21 protein-coding genes and 1 tRNA gene are annotated in these 18,360 nt (G+C 39.6%); 15 read left to right on the top strand and 7 right to left on the bottom strand.

The features are described 5' to 3' along the window. Positions 1–44 precede the first annotated feature (44 nt). From hisG to hisIE, 7 genes are all read left to right on the top strand, one after another. A complete protein-coding gene (gene hisG / locus G4Z05_RS00745; protein WP_163249982.1) occupies positions 45–716 on the top strand; it encodes an ATP phosphoribosyltransferase in 672 nt (223 codons plus the stop codon). Continuing rightward, positions 694–1,977: a histidinol dehydrogenase gene (gene hisD / locus G4Z05_RS00740; RefSeq protein ID WP_163249980.1), complete on the top strand. Its 1,284-nt coding sequence runs from the start codon at positions 694–696 to the stop codon at positions 1,975–1,977. The genes hisG and hisD overlap by 23 nt, the downstream gene beginning before the upstream one ends. A gap of 122 nt (positions 1,978–2,099) precedes the next feature. Beyond that, positions 2,100–2,687 carry an imidazoleglycerol-phosphate dehydratase HisB gene (gene hisB / locus G4Z05_RS00735; RefSeq protein ID WP_163249978.1) on the top strand — a complete coding sequence of 196 codons (588 nt, stop codon included), beginning with the start codon at positions 2,100–2,102 and terminating at the stop codon, positions 2,685–2,687. A gap of 23 nt (positions 2,688–2,710) precedes the next feature. Then, on the top strand, positions 2,711–3,337 hold the full coding sequence (hisH, locus tag G4Z05_RS00730) for an imidazole glycerol phosphate synthase subunit HisH (RefSeq protein WP_163249976.1): 627 nt from the start codon (positions 2,711–2,713) through the stop codon (positions 3,335–3,337). Next, complete coding sequence (hisA, locus tag G4Z05_RS00725; RefSeq protein WP_163249974.1) at positions 3,334–4,062, top strand: 1-(5-phosphoribosyl)-5-[(5-phosphoribosylamino)methylideneamino]imidazole-4-carboxamide isomerase; 729 nt, start codon at positions 3,334–3,336, stop codon at positions 4,060–4,062. Before hisH ends, hisA begins: the two co-directional genes overlap by 4 nt. 30 nt (positions 4,063–4,092) lie before the next feature. Further along, a complete protein-coding gene (gene hisF / locus G4Z05_RS00720; protein ID WP_163249972.1) occupies positions 4,093–4,854 on the top strand; it encodes an imidazole glycerol phosphate synthase subunit HisF in 762 nt (253 codons plus the stop codon). Between the two features lie 135 nt (positions 4,855–4,989). Then, positions 4,990–5,619 (top strand): bifunctional phosphoribosyl-AMP cyclohydrolase/phosphoribosyl-ATP diphosphatase HisIE, encoded by a 630-nt coding sequence (gene hisIE, locus G4Z05_RS00715; RefSeq protein ID WP_163249970.1) that lies wholly within the window; start codon positions 4,990–4,992, stop codon positions 5,617–5,619. Here the strand turns inward: hisIE and G4Z05_RS00710 are convergent. Next, the gene (locus G4Z05_RS00710) at positions 5,616–6,047 is read right to left on the bottom strand and encodes a hypothetical protein (protein WP_163249968.1); all 432 of its coding nucleotides are present in this window, start codon (positions 6,045–6,047) and stop codon (positions 5,616–5,618) included. The two genes, hisIE and G4Z05_RS00710, sit on opposite strands and share 4 nt — an antisense overlap. Positions 6,048–6,201: 154 nt before the next feature. On the opposite strand from G4Z05_RS00710, the gene G4Z05_RS00705 reads away from it, so the two are divergent. The 7 genes from G4Z05_RS00705 (at position 6,202) to G4Z05_RS00675 (ending at position 12,873) form a co-directional block, all read left to right on the top strand. After that, complete coding sequence (locus tag G4Z05_RS00705) at positions 6,202–7,695, top strand: tetratricopeptide repeat protein (protein ID WP_163249966.1); 1,494 nt, start codon at positions 6,202–6,204, stop codon at positions 7,693–7,695. 99 nt (positions 7,696–7,794) lie between these two features. Further along, positions 7,795–8,745 carry a thioredoxin-disulfide reductase gene (gene trxB / locus G4Z05_RS00700; RefSeq protein ID WP_038537306.1) on the top strand — a complete coding sequence of 317 codons (951 nt, stop codon included), beginning with the start codon at positions 7,795–7,797 and terminating at the stop codon, positions 8,743–8,745. Positions 8,746–9,140: 395 nt separating this feature from the next. Then, positions 9,141–9,599, top strand: coding sequence for an NUDIX hydrolase (locus tag G4Z05_RS00695; protein WP_163250121.1), 459 nt, complete (start codon positions 9,141–9,143; stop codon positions 9,597–9,599). Positions 9,600–9,622: 23 nt separating this feature from the next. Further along, a complete protein-coding gene (rapZ, locus tag G4Z05_RS00690) occupies positions 9,623–10,516 on the top strand; it encodes an RNase adapter RapZ (RefSeq protein ID WP_163249964.1) in 894 nt (297 codons plus the stop codon). After that, positions 10,513–11,499 carry a gluconeogenesis factor YvcK family protein gene (locus G4Z05_RS00685; RefSeq protein ID WP_163249962.1) on the top strand — a complete coding sequence of 329 codons (987 nt, stop codon included), beginning with the start codon at positions 10,513–10,515 and terminating at the stop codon, positions 11,497–11,499. The genes rapZ and G4Z05_RS00685 overlap by 4 nt, the downstream gene beginning before the upstream one ends. A gap of 94 nt (positions 11,500–11,593) precedes the next feature. Continuing rightward, positions 11,594–12,544, top strand: coding sequence for a DNA-binding protein WhiA (gene whiA / locus G4Z05_RS00680; RefSeq protein ID WP_163249960.1), 951 nt, complete (start codon positions 11,594–11,596; stop codon positions 12,542–12,544). 71 nt (positions 12,545–12,615) lie between these two features. After that, entirely contained in the window at positions 12,616–12,873 is a 258-nt protein-coding gene (locus G4Z05_RS00675) for an HPr family phosphocarrier protein (RefSeq protein ID WP_163183450.1), read from the top strand. 179 nt (positions 12,874–13,052) lie between these two features. Here G4Z05_RS00675 and clpP read toward each other — a convergent pair whose 3' ends face one another. Beyond that, on the bottom strand, positions 13,053–13,646 hold the full coding sequence (clpP, locus tag G4Z05_RS00670) for an ATP-dependent Clp endopeptidase proteolytic subunit ClpP (protein ID WP_038537295.1): 594 nt from the start codon (positions 13,644–13,646) through the stop codon (positions 13,053–13,055). 203 nt (positions 13,647–13,849) lie between these two features. Between clpP and G4Z05_RS00665 the strand changes: the two genes are divergently transcribed. After that, positions 13,850–13,921: transfer RNA gene (locus G4Z05_RS00665), tRNA-Arg, on the top strand. A 92-nt stretch (positions 13,922–14,013) separates the two neighbouring features. Here G4Z05_RS00665 and G4Z05_RS00660 read toward each other — a convergent pair. From G4Z05_RS00660 to G4Z05_RS00640, 5 genes are all read right to left on the bottom strand, one after another. Further along, on the bottom strand, positions 14,014–15,162 hold the full coding sequence (locus tag G4Z05_RS00660) for a site-specific integrase (RefSeq protein ID WP_163249959.1): 1,149 nt from the start codon (positions 15,160–15,162) through the stop codon (positions 14,014–14,016). A gap of 13 nt (positions 15,163–15,175) precedes the next feature. Further along, positions 15,176–15,361: a hypothetical protein gene (locus tag G4Z05_RS00655; RefSeq protein WP_163249958.1), complete on the bottom strand. Its 186-nt coding sequence runs from the start codon at positions 15,359–15,361 to the stop codon at positions 15,176–15,178. 426 nt (positions 15,362–15,787) lie between these two features. Next, on the bottom strand, positions 15,788–16,552 hold the full coding sequence (locus G4Z05_RS00650; RefSeq protein ID WP_163249957.1) for a DUF1829 domain-containing protein: 765 nt from the start codon (positions 16,550–16,552) through the stop codon (positions 15,788–15,790). Continuing rightward, positions 16,552–17,004, bottom strand: coding sequence for a DUF6978 family protein (locus tag G4Z05_RS00645; protein WP_163249956.1), 453 nt, complete (start codon positions 17,002–17,004; stop codon positions 16,552–16,554). The genes G4Z05_RS00650 and G4Z05_RS00645 overlap by 1 nt, the downstream gene beginning before the upstream one ends. Before the next feature lie 111 nt (positions 17,005–17,115). Then, a complete protein-coding gene (locus tag G4Z05_RS00640) occupies positions 17,116–18,213 on the bottom strand; it encodes a thermonuclease family protein (protein ID WP_240465279.1) in 1,098 nt (365 codons plus the stop codon). Positions 18,214–18,360 lie beyond the last annotated feature (147 nt).

The raw sequence follows: 18,360 nt of genomic DNA, 5'->3' as shown, positions 1-18,360 counted from the left end.
TTAAAAGAAAGATTGCTGTATTTCATGGTCAGGAGGTGCGGTGGATGAAAAATGGATTAACCATAGCCATGCCGAAGGGCCGGATTTTTGAAGAGGCAGTGGAATTACTTCGAAAGGCTGGTTACAAGCTGCCACAAGAATTTGATGAGTCAAGAAAATTAATTATTGATGTTCCTGAAGAAAACTTAAGGTTTATTTTAGCCAAGCCGATGGATGTAGCGACCTACGTGGAACATGGGGGGGCGGATGTCGGCATTGCCGGGAAAGATGTGTTGCTTGAGGAAGAACGCGATGTGTATGAGCTTCTCGATCTGAATATTAGCTACTGCTATCTTGCCGTCGCCGGACTCCCTGATACAGAAATGAACGATGTGGCACCAAGAGTGGCCACGAAATATCCAAAGGTTGCTGAAGCGTATTTCCGGGAACAGGGGGAACAGGTGGAAATCATTACTTTAAATGGGTCTATTGAGCTTGCTCCTCTCATCGGCTTGGCTGACCGAATTGTCGATATTGTTTCGACTGGACGAACATTAAAGGAAAACGGATTAGTGGAATATGAAAAAATTGAAGATGTGACTTCAAGGCTGATCGTCAATCCTGTTAGTTATCGCATGAAGGACGTATTCATCGACGAATTGGTAGCCCGACTTCAAGAAGTTGTCTCATACGAAATGGGAGGTTTGTTGAAAAATGAAAATCCAACAAGTTACTGATTTAGTGTCCATCAAACGTTCTATTGAATCAGGAAATGACGAACAGAAAACGGTTGTAAAAGAAATTATTGCGAAAGTACGGAGATTTGGAGATGCCGCTTTAAAAGAACTTACAGAAAAATTGGATGGGGTTTGTCTTTCAAGTTTTTCGGTAACAGAAGAAGAAATAGCGGATGCATATGCACAGATGGATACCCGTTTTGTATCCATCGTCCGTGAAGCAGCAGAAAATATCCGAACTTATCATGAAAAACAGCTTCGTCCTTCTTGGATGACAACGCAAGAGAATGGAACGATAATTGGGCAAAAAATTACCCCGTTAGATTCAGTGGGTGTCTACGTACCCGGTGGAACGGCAGCATACCCCTCATCGGTGTTAATGAACACTATTCCAGCGTTGGTGGCTGGTGTGAAAAGAATTGTAATGGTATCTCCCCCAAATCGTGAAGGGAAACTACCTGCTCCTGTGCTTGTAGCCGCAAAGGAAGCGGGTGTTCATGAGATCTATAAGGTCGGTGGGGCACAAGCGATTGCCGCCTTAGCCTATGGGACGGAAACGATCCACGCTGTTGATAAAATTACCGGTCCAGGAAATATATATGTTGCCTTGGCAAAGCGGGAAGTATTTGGAGATGTCGACATTGACATGATTGCCGGTCCAAGTGAGATTGCTATCTTAGCAGACGATACAGCCCGTGCGGATGAAGTGGCAGCAGACTTATTATCCCAGGCTGAACATGATCCAAGAGCGTGTAGTATTTTAGTGACCCCGTCTCAAGCATTGGCAGAGGCTGTTTCGATCGAAGTGGAACGACAGTTGAAATTGCTTTTGCGCCAGGATATCGCAGCACGTTCCATTGCCGATTATGGGAGGATCTATGTGACATCCAATATGGATGAGGCGATTGAAACCATCAATCAATTAGCACCAGAGCACCTTGAAATTTTAACGGAAAAGGCATTCGAGCTTCTTGGAAAAATTCGTCATGCAGGGGCCATTTTTATTGGTCGTTACAGTACGGAGCCGGTAGGCGATTATTTTGCCGGACCGAATCATGTGCTCCCAACCAATGGAACTGCCCGCTTCTCAAGTCCACTCAATGTGGATGATTTTCAGAAAAAATCGAGTGTGATTTTTTATAGTGAAAAGGCTTTGATGGAAAACGGAGAAAAAATAGCGAAATTTGCTCGCGTAGAAGGGCTTGAGGCCCACGCTCGTGCAGTCGAAATACGGTTAAAAAACATTCGGGAGACACATTAAGGAGGAAAAGAGCCCATCTTTTGGACAATGTATTCATCGTCTAAAGGGATGAGCATAAATTTCATTTTTTGATAACAGAAGTTTTCAGTACATTTGAGAGAAGAAATCAAGGGGGCCTCCTCATGGAAAGAACAGCCAAAATTGAGCGAACAACAAATGAAACAAGCATTCAACTGACTTTAGATATTGATGGACAAGGCCGTTCCCATCTTGATACGGGTGTGCCTTTTCTAACTCATATGCTTGACTTGTTCACCAAGCACGGCCAGTTTAATTTAACGGTAGAAGCAAAAGGAGATACCGAGGTGGACGACCACCATACAACAGAGGATATCGGAATTTGTCTTGGTCAGGCACTCAAGGAGGCGCTTGGCGATAAAAAAGGTATCAAACGTTACGGGAATGCTTTTGTTCCAATGGACGAAGCGTTGGCTCAAGTTGTTGTCGACCTAAGCAATCGTCCACATTTGGAAATGAGGGCCGATTTTCCATCACAAAAAGTGGGCACTTTCGATACGGAACTTGTTCATGAATTTTTATGGAAATTCGCCCTTGAAGCACGAATGAATCTGCATGTCATCGTCCATTACGGAAAAAACACACACCACATCATCGAAGCAATCTTTAAAGCAATGGCTCGCGCACTTGACGAAGCGACAACTATCGACCCGCGAATCAAAGGTGTCCCGTCCACGAAAGGGATACTATAAGGCACCACGAAAGGATGTTAACAATGATTGGTATTGTCGATTATAGAATGGGTAATTTATTCAGCGTTAGTAAAGCACTGGAACGGCTGGGGGCAAATTATTTGATTTCCGCTGATAAAAAGGAGTTGCTTAACACGGACGCGCTAATTCTTCCAGGGGTCGGTTCTTTTCGGGATGCTATGGATCGCCTTCCTGTAGATACAATAAAGGAATTTGCGGAGACAGGAAAACCACTCCTTGGTATTTGTCTTGGAATGCAGCTGCTGTTTGAAACGAGTGAGGAAAATGGTTTGACGAAAGGGTTAGGTTTACTCCCTGGAAGTGTACGCAGGTTCCCGGGGCAAACGAAGGACGGGGGTTCGTACAAAGTTCCACACATGGGTTGGAACCGTCTTAATTTTGTAAAGCCTTCCCCTCTTCTAGAAAATTTGAAAGAAGACTACGTCTATTTCGTTCATTCCTATTATGTGGATGCTTCGAACTCAGACGTCTTAATTGCCAAAGCCGATTATCACGAGCAAGTAGCGGCGGTTGTTGGCAAGGACCATATATTCGGTATGCAATTCCATCCGGAAAAAAGTAGCCAGCTGGGAATGGCGTTATTATCCAATTTTTTAAAAATGGCAGTTGAAAGGGAGGCTGTTCGATGAGTTTTATTCTTTATCCAGCCATTGATATGCGGGGAGGTCAATGCGTCCGCCTTCTTCAAGGAGATTATGACAAGGAGACGGTTTACAGTGCTTCCCCTTTTGGTATGGCTCAAACCTTTGCAGCAGACGGGGCGGAATGGATCCATATGGTAGATCTTGATGGTGCCAAAGATGGCAAGAGGGTCAATGATCGTTTTGTGATTGAAGCGGCTCAAAAACTGTCACAGGTAAAAATTCAAATAGGTGGAGGAATTCGTTCTGAGGCGGATATTGTTCACTATTTAGAGAACGGCGTGGACCGGGTGATTATTGGCAGTATAGCCATTTCTCAACCTGAATTTGCATTGGAAATGATTCGCAAGTATGGCTGCCAGATTGCGGTAGGGATTGATGCCAAAAAAGGGTTTGTCGCCACCCATGGTTGGCTCGATACTTCCGAAGTTCGAGCCATTGAGCTTGGCAAGCGTTTTGCTGACGCCGGAGCGGAAACATTTATTTTTACGGATATTGCAACAGACGGAATGCTGACAGGCCCTAATCTTGCTGCTGTCCGTGAATTGGCTGAAATCACTGGAAAAAATGTCATTGCATCAGGCGGAGTCAGCAGCCTTACGGATTTAGAGGATCTTCAAGCCACAAAAGGAATCAGCGGGGCTATTGTCGGAAAGGCCCTTTATGAAAAACGTTTTACCTTAAAAGAAGCACTTCAAACTGTACAGGTCTAAAGAGCCTTTCTTCACTGGAGGTGAACATACATGACGTTAACGAAACGAATTATCCCTTGTCTAGATGTGAAAGAAGGTCGTGTGGTAAAGGGAATTCAATTTGTCCAGCTTCGTGATGCGGGTGATCCAGTTGAATTAGCACGCATATATGATCAACAAGGGGCCGATGAACTGGTGTTTCTTGATATTTCTGCTTCAGTGGAGGGAAGGAAAACAATGGTTGAGGTCGTAAAAGCAGTGGCTTCAGAACTCGCCATTCCCTTTACTGTTGGTGGTGGGATTAACACGCTTGATGATATGAAAAACATTCTTCGAGCAGGCGCAGATAAAGTGTCCTTAAATACAGCAGCTGTGTTCAATCCAGACTTGATTCGCGAAGGAGCAAGCTTCTTTGGTTCTCAGTGCATCGTTGTCGCCATCGATGCAAAATATGACAATGAGCTTGGAACTTGGCGTGTGTATACGCATGGCGGACGCCGGAAAACGGAAAGAACGGTTCTTGAATGGGCCATGGAGGCCGAAAAATTAGGAGCTGGGGAAATCTTGCTGACTAGTATGGATAGTGACGGAGAGAAAAATGGCTTTGATCTATCTTTAACAAAGGCTGTCAGTGAAGCTGTTACGATTCCGGTCATTGCTTCAGGTGGCGCTGGTAAGGCAGCACATTTTGCGGAAGCGTTTATAGAAGGGAAAGCAGATGCTGCGTTAGCCGCCTCTATTTTTCACTATAAAGAAACTTCTGTTCAGGAAGTAAAAAACTATTTGCGAATGAAGGGAATTCCGGTACGTTAAGGGACACCGGTTTTGAATTCCATTTCGGGAATTTAATTTTAGTATGGTCCAATTTCGGATAGATTATCGAGAATATTCAGCTAAAGTTAGATAACATCCAAACCTTCATATCCATGTCAAAAGGGGGAGAAACAGATGATAAAAGATATGGTCCGATTTGATGAAAAAGGACTGGTTCCAGCGATTATTCAGGATGCCGAAACCATGGAAGTGTTAACACTGGCTTATATGAATGAAGAGTCACTCGCAAAGACGTTGGAAACAGGTGAAACATGGTTTTACAGCCGCTCTCGCCAAGAGCTTTGGCATAAGGGGGCTACAAGCGGCAATACCCAGTCGGTCGTAAGTATCAAATATGATTGTGATCAAGATGCCCTGCTCATTCAAGTAAAACCAAAAGGGCCAGCATGCCATACGGGTGCAGTGAGCTGCTTCTCCGGGGAAGAGGTTTCCGAACGCTCCCCTCATCTTGCGAACTATCAGTTTTTACAAACGCTTGAAAAAGTCATTCAACAACGTTACAAGGAACGACCAGAAGGGGCTTATACAACCTATCTTTTTGAAAAAGGGCTTGACAAAATTTTAAAGAAAATTGGGGAAGAGGCATCTGAGGTTATTATTGCCGCGAAAAATCGTGAACAGGAAGAGCTAAAATGGGAAGCAGCTGATTTGATGTACCACTTGCTCGTATTACTAGTCGAACAAGATCTTCCATTTAAAGAAGTATTACGGACATTAGAAAAACGTCATAAAAACCGGTCCTAATTAGGACCGGTTTCATTTTGTGGCTGAAAATGTAAGAGGTTCAAAAAACGATCCGTATTGCCATCAAAATGATAAAAGTGCAATCGGTTTTCATCGTCAAATACCATTAAAAAAGGCTTTTCCTGTTCAGGAAAAATAATCACTACTTCGTCCACTAGACCTTTAAACCATTGGTTATCGACCATAATGGAAGGTTCTAATGGAACTTTTATCATATAACCTTTCTCAGGTATCGGTCGTACTTTCGTGTATACTCCTGAAATCCCTTGAAGAAAGGTAGATGCTTCTTTTTGTATTTCTGAAGATGTTGGAACTAGTTGTACGACTTTTCCTTTTTCAATATCAAAAATTTCGACCTGTTTTGTTTGGGCTAGCGCATTTGTGGAAAGGAATAAAAAGAAAACAACGCTACATAACACCTTTCGCATTATGCAACACCATCCTTATCTATAGAGTCCCCTAAAAACGAATGACGAACCCTCTGCAAAAAATATTACCAGTTTTCATTATAGGCAATCGCTTCTCGTACAAGTCCAAAATGTGTTATACTACATTAGTTATTAAAGGATGATGGAGGATTGCATGAGTAAAGACGCAAAAGCAAGAAAGGAAAAGGGGAAAATCCTGTCGTTTATTCCGACGGGGGAATATTATTTTAAGAAAGGAATTAAGGCATACCATCGCCGTGATTTTTTCAAAGCAAAAAAATATTTGAGCCGGGCGCTACAGCTTGAGCAGGGCGAGCCGATGATTGCATGCCAACTGGCCATTGTTTCAACAGAACTTGGCGAGTTTGAAGATTCCAATCGACTCCTGCATCTCATCCTCGAAGATCTAGACGATGAAATGGTGGAATGCCACTACTTCTTAGCGAATAATTACGCCCATTTGGGATTTTTTAAAGATGCGTATCACCATGTTAAATTGTATTTAGAACTTGACCCGGATGGTGATTTTTCGGAAGACGCACAGGAATTGCTTGAGATTTTGGCATTTGAATATGATGGTCTTGATGAGGAGTATGATCCTCAGGATGATTTAATTGTTAAGCAAGAACAGGCACGTGAATTACTAGAATCAGGGTATTTCCCAAAAGCGATTGAATTGTTAACGGAAGTAATTAAGGAATATCCGGAATATTGGTCTGCTTACAATAATTTAGCACTAGCTTATTTTTATTTAGGTAAAAATGAAAAAGCAGAGTCCATTTTGGATGAGGTGCTAAAGAAGAATCCAGGAAATCTTCATGCCCTTTGCAACAAGATGGTGTTTGCTCATTACCAAGGAAAGTTAAAGTTTGTGAACCAGATGGTAGACACCTTAAAAAAAATTCAGCCGATATTGAGCGAGCATCAATATAAGCTTGGTACATCTTTTGCACTTGTTGGTGAATATGAGCTTGCCTATATGTGGTTGAAAAAATTATATAAATCCGGATTTGATGGGGATGGGCCATTCTATTATTGGTTGTCCTATTCTGCTTATTTTATGGGCCATGATGCCTTTGCTCAAAACATATGGAAAAAAGTGCTTGAATTAAGTCCAGACAAAGAAGGTTTCGAACCATGGAAAGAAGAGCAAGCAGTGGCCAATGGATTTGAAGACCATTCTGGTTCTATTTTTCAAAAGCTTGAAAGTGACTATGTTGAGGAGCGGTTGTTTGCCTTATTTTTAACAACGGTTTCAAGTAAAAAAGATGAGATTATCCAATCGAAACGTTTGTTCCAAAATCCAAAGTTTACGTCATTGGAAAAAGAATACATCTCACATATCCGTTCAGGAAGACCGTCCCGGGTCGCGGATGCTCAGGAAGTGGCACAATTATTTTATGAAAGCCATCATCCAATCGGCACCGTTGAAGCCGGTTTGTACTTGATGTGGTTCACTGTTTTTGTTGAAGTTTTGAAAGCAAACATTCAATTGAAAAATAAACGTGCTTGGGCAGGTGCCGTTGAATATGTATGGCACAGACTGCGCAGTGAGAAAGTCTCCCAGCAAGAGGTTGCCCAACGTTACGGCATCTCGAAAGCGACCATTGGAAAATATGTCAAACGAGTGAACGAATTGTTACAATAGTGCCCGATTTGAGCAGATATTTGGACGGAAAATCATTTGTTTAATACGATTAAGTAGGGAATGCTATACTTAATCGTATTTTTTTTAGGAGTGATCCAAATGACGGAAGAAAAAATTTATGATGTCATTATTGTCGGTGCTGGTCCTGCAGGAATGACAGCAGCTGTATATACGTCAAGGGCCAACCTATCCACATTGATGATTGAGCGTGGAATGCCTGGTGGACAAATGGCTAATACAGAGGATATAGAAAACTATCCGGGTTTTGAAAGTATTTTAGGACCTGAATTATCTACGAAAATGTTTGAACATGCGAAAAAATTTGGTGCTGAATATGCCTATGGAGATATTAAAGAAATTATTGACCATGGTGATTATAAAGTCGTTGTAGCTGGTTCAAAGCAGTACAAGACTTACTCCGTGATAATTGCTGCCGGTGCAGAATATAAAAAGCTTGGCGTCCCAGGAGAACAAGAACTTAGTGGACGCGGAGTTTCTTATTGTGCCGTTTGTGATGGGGCTTTCTTTAAAGGGAAAGAGCTATTTGTCATCGGTGGAGGAGACTCGGCTGTGGAAGAGGGTGTGTATTTAACTCGCTTTGCTTCAAAGGTAACAATTGTTCATCGCCGTGACGAACTAAGAGCGCAAAAGATTTTGCAAGATCGTGCGTTCGCTAATGAGAAAGTCGATTTTATATGGAACCATACCGTGAAGTCCATTAATGAAAAGGATGGGAAAGTCGGCAGTGTGACGCTTGTATCGACGGTAGATGGCAAAGAACAGGAGTTGCCAGCTGATGGGGTATTTATTTATATCGGCATGGTACCATTATCTAAGCCTTTCGAAAAACTTGGGATTACAAACGAAAACGGTTATATTGAAACGAATGATCGAATGGAAACGAAAGTTCCGGGCATTTTTGCTGCAGGAGATATTCGTGAAAAAATGCTCCGCCAAATTGTCACAGCAACAGGGGACGGTAGTATCGCTGCTCAAAGCGCTCAGCACTATGTAGAAGAACTGAAAGAAAAATTAAAACAAGTGCAATAATGTCCAAAAAAAGCGTCCTAAAAATAGGACGCTTCAATCATGTAAAAAAGTAAAGCGGTTTTAACTCAAATGTAACAATGATGAAATAAAAATGCGGTATGATTAAAGCTAATTGACCCCCTTTTAGAAATATATACCTTTTCCCGCACAGGATCAGCAGCCTGTGCTTTTTTTTGTCCTTTTAAAGGTGTTCAACCGTCTGTGGACAAAATTATTCTATTGTCTAAAATAGCGTAGATAGGTTGGTTTGGAAATTTATTAAATAAGATGCCTACCATCCATAAAGTTAACAGAATTATCAAATTTGTATTCATTGTGGGTGTGGTATAAAAATAGTATAATGAGAAGAATGGATTAGTAGTTATATTAGTATATTTAGCAAGAGGGTGAGTACTTTGCAGCGGGTCACCAATTGTGTGTTGATTAAAGATAATAAAGTATTGATGCTTAAGAAGCCGCGCCGGGGCTGGTGGGTTGCGCCAGGAGGAAAGATGGAACCCGGTGAGTCGGTACGAGATTCATGTATTAGAGAATTCCGTGAGGAAACAGGAGTATACTTAAAAAATCCACAATTAAAAGGGATTTTCACCATGATTATGAAGGAAGGGGACCAGCTTCTTTCTGAGTGGATGATGTTCACCTTTGTTGCTACTGATTCGGATGGTTTGGATCTCGATGAATCAGAAGAGGGCAAACTTGCTTGGCATTCCTTTGATGATATAAAAGATCTGCCGATGGCCGCAGGTGATTATCATATTATTGATTACATGATTCATGGTAAAGGCATTATTTACGGTACTTTTACTTATACAAAAGATTTTGAGCTAATTAGTTATCGTTTAGATCCAAGTTAAAGATTAGTTAGGAGGAATCATCAATGAGTACCGGTTCGACAAGCGATATTCAAATGGTTATTATTACCGGAATGTCTGGAGCTGGAAAAACAGTTGCTATCCAAAGCTTCGAGGATTTAGGTTTTTTCTGTGTCGACAATTTACCTCCTACATTATTGCCAAAATTCCTTGAACTCATGAAGGAATCGGGGAATAAGATGAATAAAGTTGCTCTCGTCATGGACCTTCGGGGGCGGGAATTTTTTGACCACCTTTTTAAGGCCCTTGATGACCTTGCGGAAACTTCTTGGGTAACACCGCAAATCCTGTTTTTGGATTCGGATGATGCCACACTTGTGCGAAGATACAAAGAAACAAGACGTTCGCATCCGTTGGCAAAAACAGCGGCACCACTTGAAGGAATTAAGCAAGAAAGGCAGCTTTTAGAGGAGTTAAAAGGGAGAGCACAAATAATTTACAACACTTCCCAGATGAAACCGCGGGAATTACGTGAGAAGATATTATCTGAGTTTACGGCGAATAAACATTTAATCTTTACCGTCAATGTCATGTCATTTGGATTTAAGCATGGAATCCCTATTGATGCCGATTTGGTATTTGATGTACGGTTCCTGCCGAATCCGCATTATATCGAGCACATGCGTCCAAAAACCGGAATGGATGAAGAGGTCTCGAGTTATGTATTAAAGTGGAACGAAACACAAAAATTTTTGGAAAAAGTAACAGATCTTTTAAGCTTTATGCTTCCTCATTATAAACGGGAAGGGAAAGCTCAACTGGTCATCGGAATTGGGTGTACCGGCGGGCAGCACAGATCTGTTGCCTTAGCAGAATACATCGGCCAATATTTCCAAAAAGATTATAGAACCGTTGTTTCCCATCGTGACATTGAGAGGAGAAAGGAAAAGACTACATGACAGAATTAGGGCAGCCTAGAATTGTCGTCATTGGCGGGGGAACAGGGTTACCGGTTTTACTCAGGGGATTAAAACAGTATCCGGTTGATATCACCGCTATTGTAACAGTGGCTGATGATGGCGGCAGTTCGGGTAAAATCCGTGAGGACCTGGATATCCCTCCACCTGGCGATATACGCAACGTGTTAGCCGCTCTTTCGGATGTGGAACCACTTGTTGAGGAAATGTTCCAGCATCGGTTTAAAACATCCAATGAGCTTTCCGGTCATTCGCTCGGCAATCTCATATTAGCCGCCATGACTTCGATTACCGGCGACTTTGTTCATGCCATTCAGGAAATGAGCAGGGTATTGAATGTACGAGGAAAAGTGCTTCCAGCCGCCAATCAAAGCGTTGTTTTACATGCGGAAATGGAGGATGGTACCGTCGTTTCTGGAGAATCGAAAATCCCGTATTCCGGGAAAAAAATTAAAAGGGTTTTCTTAACCCCTAAAAATATCCGTCCGCTTCCAGAGACGATTCAAGCTATTCGAAAGGCCGACTTGATCATTCTTGGACCAGGAAGTCTATATACCAGCTTGTTGCCGAACCTGCTCGTCCCTCAACTAGGGGATGAAGTATGCCGTTCACGAGCCAAAAAAGTATATATTTGTAATCTTATGACCCAAGCAGGGGAAACACATGGATTTACGGCTAGTGATCATGTAAAGGCTATTTATGATCACATGAGTTGTGATGATTTTATTAATATTATCCTAGTGAATAAAGAGGAGATTCCGGAAGATGTTCAGCTTCGCTATAAGGAAGAGCTGGCCCATCCGGTTCACTTCGATTTAGAGAAACTTACTGAATTAGGCTTGGAGGTAGTTCACGCCGATATCGCCAATCTTGAAAAAGGTGCTTTAAGACATGACCCACAAAAAGTAGCTAAAATTTTATATAATTTATTAATGACCGAAACCAACAGACGTTATAATGCGTAAAACAAATAAAATGGATTATTAAGAAAAAACGAAGCGTTAAAGTGCCATGATTTATTAGGAAAAATGATTGTTATTGTTGAAAGGGGGTAAGGGAATGTCTTTCGCTTCTGAAACGAAAAAGGAATTAACGAACTTAGAAGTGAAACCGTGTTGTGAACGTGCTGAACTTTCAGCGCTTATTCGAATGAATGGTTCCCTTTCCTTTTCTAATCGTAAAATCGTTGTCGATATTCAAACCGAAAATGCGGCGATTGCTAGAAGAATTTATACATTATTGAAGAAAAGATATCAAGTTCAAGTTGAATTGCTTGTCCGTAAAAAAATGCGGTTGAAAAAGAATAATGTTTACATTGTCCGTTTATCCGAACGGGCAAAAGAAATTTTGGAAGACACAAAAATATTGGGGGATGGATTCACCTTTATCCATGATATTTCTGCTGAGCTTGTGAAAAAGAAGTGCTGTAAGCGTTCCTATCTACGAGGGGCATTTTTGGCTGGGGGATCGGTGAATAATCCGGAAACGTCTTCTTATCATCTAGAAATTTCTTCCCTATATAAGGAACATAATGATTCTTTATGTGAATTAATGAATTCATTTGGTCTTAACAGTAAAACACTTGAACGGAAAAAAGGCTATATAACGTATTTAAAAGAAGCTGAGAAAATAACGGAGTTTTTAAATATTATTGGTGCTCATAATGCGTTACTTCGGTTTGAGGATGTTCGAATTGTTCGTGATATGCGTAATTCCGTTAATCGTCTAGTTAACTGTGAAACGGCCAATTTAAATAAAACGATTGGTGCTTCCATCAGACAGGTTGAGAATATCCGTTATATTGAACAAACAGTTGGATTACAAGTTTTACCGGACAAATTAAGAGAAATTGCTGAGCTCCGATTAATGTATACAGATGTTACTTTGAAAGAACTAGGTGAAATGGTTTCAGGAGGCACGATTAGTAAGTCTGGCATTAATCATCGCCTTCGAAAAATTGATGAGATTGCTGAAAAGCTACGTGCAGGAGAATCACTATCTTTGAAGTAATGCTTAGGACCGATCATACTGATACCATAAAAAAATATAATTAACACATATGGCAGAGGAGGAATGATTACATGTTGGCAAAACAAGTCGAAGTAAAATTGAAAACTGGCCTTCAAGCTCGTCCAGCGGCACTGTTTGTCCAGGAAGCCAACCGATTCTCAGCTGATGTTTTTCTTGAAAAGGATGGAAAAAAAGTAAATGCCAAAAGTATCATGGGCCTGATGAGTCTCGCGTTAGGTTCTGGAGTCGTCATTAACATCATTGCTGATGGGGAAGACGAGGATAAAGCCATTCAAGCATTAACTGATTTTGTTGAAAAAGAACATTAATAAAAAGGGTTCCTGCGATGGACCCTTTTTTTAATGGTTAGGCATTTTGTTTTCCTGTTCAAAATCTATCCAGAGTCTTCGGCCTTTCTCTTATCCGCTCTTACAAGATTGTTACTTCCTGATTTAGCCACAATAAAAAGCAACCGGTTATCCGGTTGCTTTCTTTAAATAAGGAAATCTTATTTTTCAATTTGATTGCGAGTAACAATATGATCGATTAAGCCGTATTCTTTAGCTCTTTCGGCGGTCATGAAGTTGTCGCGGTCAGTATCTCTTTGAATCACTTCGATTGGCTGGCCAGTACGCTCGGATAAAATACCATTTAATTTTTCACGAAGGAAAAGAATGCGCTTTGCGGCGATCTCAATTTCTGTTGCCTGACCTTGAGCGCCACCAAGTGGCTGATGGATCATGACTTCAGAGTTAGGTAGAGCATAGCGCTTTCCTTTTTGCCCAGCAGCGAGCAAGAATGCACCCATTGACGCAGCCATTCCGATACAAACTGTTGAAACGTCTGGTTTAATATATTGCATTGTATCATAAATAGCCATACCAGCTGTAATGCTACCACCTGGGCTATTGATGTAAAGAGTAATATCTTTTTCAGGGTTTTCTGCTTCAAGGAAAAGCAATTGAGCAACAATGCTGTTGGCAACATGGTCATCAATCGCACTTCCGAGCATAATGATTCGGTCTTTTAACAGGCGGGAATAAATGTCATAGGCACGTTCACCACGATTGGTTTGTTCAATGACTGTAGGAATCAAATTCATTTTTTTTCCTCCTTTGAGTGGAAATGTAAAACTTATGTATTGTTATCATACACTAATGGTCAATAAAGGTCAAACAATTCACCTTGATTTTTGTTCGACAACTTTCCATCCATCAGCATAACCAAATCACACCATTTTAAAACCAACATGCCTATTGCATATTTTACGAAATCATATTATAATATGTAAGTCGTTAATATTTTGCCCTCGTGGTGCAACGGATAGCACGCAAGATTCCGGTTCTTGAAATGTGGGTTCGATTCCTGCCGAGGGCGTAAAATCGTTGATAAATAAAGGTTTTTTCGAGTATTGACGGATGAAGTGTCCGACTTTTGTCCGAATACCTCGAAAAACCTTTATTTTTATTTTATTGTATTTTCTCTAGCCAGCTTCGCATGAACGCATTTACTTTCTCATTGTTTAATTGTTCGGAACGCTTAGACAGGTGTCCATAGGTATTTAACAAAATTGATTTATCTGTATCTCCAAGACGAGCTCCAATATAATTGATATCCGATATGTTGGATTCCCACAGAATGGTTTCATGTGTATGACGGAACATGTGAGGTGTCACATGCATTAAATTATGACGTTTGCAAAGTGTCCGGAGCATATCTGCGTAATTTGGCATTTTTATCAATTCTCCAATTGGATTGATAAAAAGAAATGTCGGCCTTTTTTTTATTTTGATTACCCACTCAGAACGAATACGGATCCATTCTCTTAGTCGATCAATCGTGAAATCGTCTAGTGCAATAATTCTTTCACCACTCTCTCCGGTTTTTGTAGTTGGTTTTACTATATAATTACCACCCTCCCTCACAAGCGTCTTATCGATATTCAGAGTTTTGTCATCGATGTTAAGGTCTGATAAAGTTAGTGCACAAATTTCCCCTATACGAGCTCCAGTGGCTACTAGTAAGTGTGTAATATAAAGGTAGTGAGGATATTGCTCTAACCAGTCGTTCTTTGCATGCTGGATGAGTTCTAGATAATCTTCTAATTCCAAGAATTTTTGTTTTTTTGCAGTTTTTATTGTTTTTGGGTAACTAACTCTTGAAGCTGGGTTTTTATGCATCAAATCTAAATCCATAGCTTCTTTAAAAGCTTCACTAATGGTTGCATTCATGCGTTGAATGGTACTTTTTGAATAGTCCTTAGATAGGTCATTAATGAATTTCTGATAATTTGGCCGTGCAATTTCTTTTAGCTCCATATACCCTATGCGTTCAGTTATCATGTTAATATGCAACCGGATATTTTTTTCGGTGCCGAAGCTGGTTGTACCCTTTTTATACGTTTCAAACCACCAGTCAAGATACTCTGCCAATGTTTGATCAGCAGAACCAGGATCAAACCCTCTTTTAATTTTTCTTTCCATTTCAGTTGCTGCTAGTTTAGCTTCAGCCTTTGTTTTAAAACCACTTTCAACCTTTTCTTTTTTCTCACCAGTACGACGATCCTTGTAATAAATTCGATACTGCCATGAGTTTCCCCTTTTTCTGAAACTAGCCATATTTCAGTCCTCCTTAGTGTATTAATGGTTTCCCATCTTGTTTACTATGAGGCGGGGCTATAAAACCCTTAATTATTCCATACAGTTCTCCATCAATTTCTTGAATGGTTTCAAATATAGGTATTTGTAGAATGTTTCCTTTGGTTTTACCAGCTTTTATGGCGTCACTTAATTTTATTATTAATTTCTCATTATTCATGAGTGAACCCTCCTTTGTAGGAATGTATGTTCGTTTTTTAGTTGGGAAGAATTGCCTAAAAGGGCATATACAAAATTTATCGTACAAGCGTAATTATCTTTGTCTCTATCCATTTTTGACTGGAACGTATATGCTTCAATTTATATTTCTTTGTAAATCGTCTCCACCATTGACTGATACTATCCGGTCTCTATATTTGCCATGGTATAAACCTCCGGATTAATTTATAATGCCAGGCTTGAATGCTATTTCTAGAATGACTAATTCCTTAGGAACATTGATAGATAGCTGTTGGTACAATTCGTTAATATAGTCCTCGATTGGAGAATGAATGTAATTCATAAACAGTCATCTCAGCAAAATTATACAAACATATGTTCTATTTAACAATTAAAAAATTATCCCCGTTAATGGGGAACTAATTTTTTAAGCAGCTAATTCTTTTGCGTACTTTTCTCTTTCAGACCATAGTACTGGCTTTACACTGTATTCCTGTAATGCATTTAATATTGAATCATTAATTTTTCTATCCGTGTCGTTTAAGAATGCGTATAGTACTGAATTTTCATCTCTAGTCATTTTGGTATCTGCCCATGCAAATAACATGGCTTCTGTTTTTTCTTTGGATGGGTTATTAAAAGTTTTCAAAACTCTTTCAGGTGCATCTTTAAACTTTGGTATAACAAAATCAAAGTGATGAACCAACCCACTTTTTCCACTGAACGATACATTTGGAGTAAAACGAACGTCCTTCGAATCCAAAAACTCTTTTACATCTTCTAAAAATATCCCTGTTACCGTTTCACGGCTTGTCATGAACATATCGTTAACGGACATTACAGCTTGGATAAGCGAATGCTTTTTCTGCGGAAAATTAGATTTCGTTGCATTAACAAATAATTCTTCTTTGTTACTTTTAACTCCGTATCCATTTAAAATAAAATTTAATAATTCTATTCTCCTGGGTGAATCGAATACATCAATACCTGACATTTGTAATTCATTTAATGTTATACCGTCATCAGTGATTTTTAAACCCGTTTCATCTTGGATTACATACAATTGAATTCGGTCATTATTACGATCAAGGAATGGAGTAGTGATTTCAATCGCACCATTTAAATCACGGAATTGCAATTGCTCATTAATCCAATTGGAATATGCATTTTTTAGCTCATTTATGATTTGCATCAAACTAGACCTCCCTCCATATAAAATAAATGACCGTTACGTTTGACCTTATTATACTCTAAAAACGCAATTAGGATATCTATTAAATCATCATTTTGGGTTTGAATAATCTCTGAAAGAGGATAAGCCCATTTTAATTCGTATCCTTCTTTGTATATATGAATATGTGGACATTCAACAATAGTACCATCCGGATTTTCATGAGGTGGACCTTCTATATCAATTCTAAGTAGACGTATAGAATTCCTGTATCTCGTTTGAAAAGTACATTTTAACAGGTTGAATTGTCCTTTTCTATTGATATCTATAATAAATTTTTCCTTCTTATTCATTGAACTTTCAAGGTCCAGACGTAGTTCCTTTGTTGGTTGTGGAAATGGAATTTTCATTTGCTTTGATTTTAACTCTTTCAACATGGCAATGAGATTATCTGCTTCTTTCTGGCTCAACATATTGGTCTCTCCCTAATGTTATTTCACGTTTTGGAACAAAATAATACCTAATTTCACCAAAATAAAAGCACGCAAATGCGTGCAAATTATTTTGTTTTAGCTTATTTTCTTTTATCTTTCACATGCGTAATTATCTTTGTCTCTATCCATTTTTGACTGGTAGGCCGGATGACCTGCAGGTACACCATTTGGATATTTCTTTCTAAGTTCTGTGCAATTTGCAAAAATTTCTATTTCACCACTTGATGATGAGCTAGGTGCAGTTGCTGCTGATGACGAAGAAGATGTTGATGAACTATTGCTACTTGTGCTGCTGTTTCTTGACGTAGTAGCAGGTGTTGATGTTTCTTTTGGATCAAGATCACCTTTAGTTGTACCATATTCCCCGAAAGCCCATAATCCAGTTTTATTACTTCTTGCTTCCCTAGCAAACTTAACGAAATAATCACTGTATTTTACATCTGGTGGGTAAGTAGATGGTTCAGCATATCCGTTTATAACTAAATCAGCATTAAACATTTTTGAACGGATTTCATTTTCGTCTGAATCACTTGTAGGAACAGCTAACCACACAATTCTTAATAAACGACCATAACGATCTGTTTCTGAGACATCTTTTTGTAGCCAAATATTCTTACCTTCTAGTTTGGTTTTTGTATAATTACTTGCTTCTTTTCCATATTGTTCATGTCTGTTAGTAGATTCGGGAGTATTTACTCCAACTAGTCTTACTTTACTTCCATCTGATAATTCAAATGTATCTCCATCAATTACTCTTGAAACGGTTGCTGCGATTAGCCCCATGCTAGCTGCTGCTTCTTGTTTCGCTTTTTCTTCAGCTGCTTTTCTAGCCTGTTCTTCCTTTTCGGCTTGTTCTTTAGCTAGTTGAGCCTCTTTTTCAGCTTGTTCTTTTGCTTTTCTTTCTTCTTCAGCTTTCTTTGCTAGTTCTTCTTTCTTCTTTTCTTCGGTTTTTTTCTTTTCAAGCTCTTCTTGTTTTTCTTTTTTTATTTGCTCACTTTTGATTTTTTCATCCTGTTTTGCATTTTTTGCAGATTCCTCAACAGGTTCTACAAAAATCATAGCCATAGTAAAGCTGAAAATAAAACCTGTAATCATTAGCAATCGTGGCTTTAAAAGAATACCTTTCCCAAATGCTTTTCCAGCTCGAAGTTGCTTGCTTTGGTAAATCCCAAAAATAAATAAAATCAATCCTAACAATGCCCATTTTGTAATGGGGATTGTTCCCAGGATAATAAGTAAACCAAGAATAAGTAAAATCCATCTAATTATTCTCATATGTAATTACCTCTAATTTTCATTTTATTTATTAGGTACAGCTTATGTATATATCCAAGT

It is taken from the genome of Neobacillus thermocopriae, from assembly GCF_010975035.1.
GTDB lineage: Bacteria > Bacillota > Bacilli > Bacillales > Cytobacillaceae > Neobacillus > Neobacillus thermocopriae.
Note: the sequence above shows the minus strand (reverse complement) of the source record. Positions and strands in the feature narration are given on the sequence as shown.